A 5,226-nucleotide genomic window follows, 5' to 3' on the forward strand; every position below is an offset into this window, starting at 1 on the left:
GCGGGACATCCGCCTGACCATCGCGCCGTAGACGCCGGTCAACTCGGCCTTCGGGATCCGCGTCGTGCTGGTCATCATTCCTCCACCGGTCTCGTGCGGTCGGCATCAAGACACCGGCCACGAACCGAACGTGACACCCGAAACGGACACCCGAGCTCGGCAGCCGACGCGGGGGCCGACGCGGGGGGCGCCGAGGGACCGCGGGCCGACTACGCTGGACCGGTAGAGCCCACCGCGCCTTCAACGTCCAGGGCACATGATCTGGGCGTGCGTAGGCGATTCGCGCCTCCTGACCCGCGCGACCTCCGCTGCGAGCGAATCACGGTCAGTCCAGTCACGTTGGTGCGGCGAACCCGCGACCGCTCCCGCCTCGTCGGGCCGGCGAACCCTGGCCTGCCTTGCCAGGCCTTCGAGACATCGAGATCGCGGCATGGACGTGACACGGTGGAACGCTTCGGCAGGCTCCTGGGCTCACGACCGCCATCACATCTTGACCCTGGGGCTGTCCCACGGGGTCGGGTACGGCGTGCTGCGGCGTCGGTCGCTCCCGCTCAGACCCTCGGTTTCGAGACGCCATGTTCAAGCTTTTCGCCACAACCTCGAATACGAGCTCCGCCCGTTGCGGGTCGGGGTTGGAGCGCGGCTCCGACGGCTCGCGGCAAGCTGGGCTCTCGTCGCTGCGCCCAAGACCAGGTCACCGACAACTCGAACAATGGCGAGGCGATACGCCGAACCCTGAAGGTGGTCGTCCGACCGGACTCGGCCAAGGCTCTCCCGAGACGACCGCGAGCCGGTGTGTCGGGGTCGCGAGGTCTCGCGTGGCGAGTAGGCCTGAGCCATGCAGTCTGCACGATTCGCCGCGGGGCCCCATCTCTCCCGATGTCCCGAGCGAGGCGACGCCCGGCCGCCCCGGCCTTGACCGGGTGTCACGGCTCGGACGAGTAGCCGAGCTCGCCGACCAGCCGGACGAAGTGCGCCGGGCAGATCCGTCGGACGCGCCGCAGGCCCGCGGCCGTCCGGTGGAACAGGACGACGTCGTCGGCACCGCCCCGCCCGATCGGCTGGACCAGCCGCCCGTCCTCGCACAGCTGCTCGACGAGCGGACGCGGCACGCGCGGGAAGGCCGCCGACACGATGATCGCGTCGTAGGGTGCGCCGGGTGGCCAGCCGCGGGTGCCGTCGCTGACGATCACCTCGACGTTGTCGATGCCCTGACGTTCCAGGTTCGTGCGGGCCACCGCGGCGAGGTCGGCGAAGCGCTCCACGCTGACGACCGAGCCGGTGAGCGTGGCGAGCAGGGCGGTCTGATAGCCCTGGCCCGTCCCGACCTCGAGCGCATGGTCGTCATCCGTCAGATCGAGCGCCTCCAGCATCCGCGCCGACAGCGACGGCTGGGTCGTCACCTGGTCGTGTGCGATCGGGATCGGCGCGTCGACATCGGCCCGATCCGCGTGTGCGGGTGGGACGAACGCGCGGCGCGGGATCCGCCCGATGGCATCGAGCAATCGACGGTCCGAGACGCCAGCCGCCCGAGCGGCGCGCCACAGGTCATCGACGGGCATGGAACCAGTCTGCGTGCGCGCACGTGTCGCCCGCCGGATCACGGGCGCCGCGTGAGAGGCCGCCCGCGAGACGAGCCCGGACCACGCTCAGTCGGCCTTCCACTCCTTGAGCCAGTGCCGCTCGAGCAGGTGGGCTGCCCGGAACGGATCGTTGGCGATGAATTGGCCAGCCTCAACGAAGGACTCGCCGTCGAACGTGATCAACCCTCCCGACATGTCTCCGAACGGGCCGCCGAGGTAGTGCGGAAGGGCGAGCCCACGCCAGTACTCGGCGTGCCGCGGCGCCACCTCACGCACACGCTGTGGATCACGCTTCATGAAGTAGAAGTACGCGAACCTCATGGGAGCTGATCACCGTCCTCACGCTCGTGGCGGCTCGGGTCCGGGCGTGCCCGCCTGCACCGCCCGCTCGCGGTGATGCGGCAGGACGGCGGTGATCGCACCCACGGGTTCTGCGTTCGCGCCCATGTCGTCTCCCCGGCGTCGGTTCATGAACGCACTCCGGCGTTCCACTATCGCGACGGGGTCGTCGGACGGGTAGAGCCGGACGTCCCGCCACGCGGGGACATGCCGACAGGCGCGGACGGTCCTCTTCGAGACGGCGGGTCACGCGGGTTCGGCGAAGCCGCGGACCACCAGCCACATCCCGATCACGAGTTCGAACGGGACGTGACGAAGCCGGCTTGCGGTAAGTGAACGCGATGGGCCAGAGCCCTTCTGCCCGGCGGATCCCCTCGCAACGGCACGCCCGTCGGCGCCGGCGCGATCCCGCACGGTGGACCCGCCGTCGCGACCTCAGGTCGGCGACGGATCGGACGGGTCGGCGCGCCGCTGCGCGCGGTCGCCGAGCACCACGTCGGGACCTTCGATGAGATCTCTGAGCCGGGACGCGAACCGCGCGGCGGGAGCGCCGTCGACGACGTCGTGGTCGAAGCTGAGCGTCACGTGGAGGTGCTCGCGCGGCGCGATCCCCTCGTCCGTGACGCCGGGCGTGACGGCGATGCCGCCCACCACGATCTCGAGCGGGTGGACCTGGAACGCGGTGCCCCAGCCGCCGCCGCGGCCGACCATGCCGATCGCCGTCACCCCCACCGTTCCCATCAGGGCCTTCTGCCTGGCGGGCAGCCGGTACACCGTCCGGAACGCCCAGCGGCGCACCACACCGGGCAGTGCCAGGAACACCCGCGCGCCAGCGGCGAGCCGCGCCGTCGGGCTCTGGCCAGGGTCCCGCTTGACACGGTGCAGTTCCTCGCTGATCTCGTGGACCGACCGCGCGTGCGCGGCGCGGATGACGTGGTTCATCGGAAACGAGCGACCCTCGAGCTGCACCTCGACCGACACGTTGACGTCGACGTCGTCGTACCGCACCAGGCGTCCGCGGAGATCGCGCAGGGCGTGGACCGCCCGGTCGGCGGCGACGGCCCGGCCGACGCAGGCGACGATGTAGCCGGTCAGCGACAGGTCCGGGCCGCCTGTCGTCCCGGTGTCGCGCAGGCGCCGGCGGATGTCGGTCACATCGATCTCGAGGAAGCCGTTCACGGTGTTGCGTGCGCGAGCGACCCGTCCGATGTCCACGATGATCCGGCGCGACCGGGGAAAGGCCACGACCTCCCGCGACGGTGGCGACGGTCGGCGCGCGGTCGGCGCGCCTGGCCCCCCGCCACCGGCCCCGGAACGAGGAACGGGGGTCGTTCGCCCGCCCGCCGCCTCGACGCGGTCGCGGATCCCGAGCAGTTGCCGGCGCTGCATCACCAGGTGCACCGGAGTGGCGACGATGTGCGCAGCCACCGGGGACACGCGCACGTCGCCGACCCACGGCAACGTCACCCGCAGTTCGCCGAGTCGGGCACGCACCATCAGTCTGGTGCGTCCACCATCCGGCTCCAACACGAGCGCCCACGAGGCCCGGACGGCCCCCGCCGGCGTCGGGACGGACAGCACCAGATGGTGCCGTTCCTGCACGTCGGCGACGACGAAGGCGTCCGTGGCGCCGGGCAGCGCCGGCATGACGTCGCCGACGGTGATCTGTTGCAGTGCCGGGACGATCCTCTCGGCGCTCGGCGCCCCGCCGTTGTCGAGTCGGTCGTAGCTGTACCAGCCCGCCCGCCCCGCACCCATCTGCACAAGCCACGGCCAGACGTCCTCGGGCGCCGCGGCGATCGTCACGGCGTGCGTGGCCTGCATCACGCACTCGGGCACGAGCGCGTCACCGGGCAGCGGGCGTTCCCGCTCCCGCCGTGTCGCGCCGACGGTCCGAGGCCTCACACCGGCAGGCTACCGGTCCGCTGTCCGACGGCGCGCGACGGTAGGGGCGCCCGCCGGGCGACGCGGTGCACGCCCTTGGTCAGTGCCCGGTCGGAGCGCCCGCGGGCGTCCGGTCGCCGAGCGGCTCACCAGCGGTGTCGGGATAATCCGATGTCGCCCCGACCCGGCGTCTGCGGTCCCAGCGGTCCCACAGCGCGAGCAGGCTCGGCAGCACCAGGATCGACGCGACCACCGAGTAGGCGATGGCGTACACGATCACGTAGCCCAACTGCTCGAAGGGCACCAGCGTCGACGTCGTCAGGATCCCGAACCCGATGGCGGTGGTCAGCGCCGAGCCGACCAGCGCCCCGCCGGTCTGCGCCATCGTGCGTCGCAGCGCCGTCTCGCGGCCGGCCGCCTCGGGCGTCGCAGACCCGGCGTCCCCGGCACGCGCGCGCTCCTCGAGGAAGCGCGACGTCACGTGGATCGTGAACGGGACGCCGATGCCGATCGACAGCGCAGCCAACGTCGCCGTCACCGGGTTCAGCGGGATCCCCGTCAGCGCCATCGTTCCGAACGTCAGCGCCAGTACCAGCCCGACGGGCAGCACCGTCAGCACCCCGACCGCCGGCCGGCGCGCCGTGACGGTGTAGTAGACGACCAGCAGCGCCATGGCCGCGACGAGGGCGATCAGCAGGGACAGCAGCTGCGAGTCCTCGACGTCCTGGCCCAGCTGCGCCTGGACGATCTCGGGTGACGTGATGACCACTGACGCGCCGGTATCGGTGACGCCGTCAAACGTGGCCTGCAGGTCGTCGCGCAGCGCGGCCGCGCCCTCCTGCCCTGCGGTGGTGCGCAGCGCGACCCGCTCGAGCCACTCGCCGTCGTCGGTGCTCGCGAGCACCTGCTCGGCACCCGGCACGCCGGCCAGCACGGCCGCGTAGAGCGCATCGACGTCAGCGTCCGGCTCGACCGTCAGATCGGGGCGCAGGCCGAGGGTGGTCAGCTCGTCACGCACGGTGTCCAACGGCGCGCCCGCAGCTGCCTGGCGGTCACCGGGCGGCGCACCGGGCGGCGCACCGGCCGGCTGCTCACCGTCGGTCACGCCAGCGGACTGCCCACCAGCGGCCGCGGCCACATCCTCCGGAGGTCCAAAGGTCTGCCCGTCCGCGAACACCGGCGCCAGCACGGACGCGATCGAGGTCGCGTCGGCCCGCGAGCCGAGCGTCGCGACCGCGTCGACCTCGCCGACCGAGTCGAGTGCCGCGACCAGCGCATTGTGCGCGTCGGGCGTGGCAACGTCGCCGGTGAGCAGCACCTCGGTGCGCTCGTCGAAGCCGCCGGCGAACTGCTCCTGCAGCGTCTCGAACGTCTCGAGTGCCGGGTCGTCCTGCGGGACGAAGTCGGTGATCTCGAAGCG

At 72.1% G+C, this 5,226-nt stretch carries 4 protein-coding genes; all 4 read right to left on the reverse strand.

The features are described from left to right. Positions 1–926: 926 nt before the first annotated feature. The gene (locus VFZ70_17475; protein ID HEX6257604.1) at positions 927–1,562 is read right to left on the reverse strand and encodes a protein-L-isoaspartate(D-aspartate) O-methyltransferase; all 636 of its coding nucleotides are present in this window, start codon (positions 1,560–1,562) and stop codon (positions 927–929) included. Positions 1,563–1,649: 87 nt separating this feature from the next. Next, positions 1,650–1,904: a hypothetical protein gene (locus VFZ70_17480; protein ID HEX6257605.1), complete on the reverse strand. Its 255-nt coding sequence runs from the start codon at positions 1,902–1,904 to the stop codon at positions 1,650–1,652. Positions 1,905–2,357: 453 nt separating this feature from the next. Further along, positions 2,358–3,827 (reverse strand): 2-oxo acid dehydrogenase subunit E2, encoded by a 1,470-nt coding sequence (locus tag VFZ70_17485; GenBank protein HEX6257606.1) that lies wholly within the window; start codon positions 3,825–3,827, stop codon positions 2,358–2,360. 79 nt (positions 3,828–3,906) lie between these two features. Then, positions 3,907–5,226, reverse strand: a 1,320-nt coding sequence (locus VFZ70_17490) for an MMPL family transporter (GenBank protein HEX6257607.1), incomplete at its 5' end; no start/stop codon positions are given.

This window comes from Euzebyales bacterium, from assembly GCA_036374135.1.
GTDB lineage: Bacteria > Actinomycetota > Nitriliruptoria > Euzebyales > JAHELV01 > JAHELV01.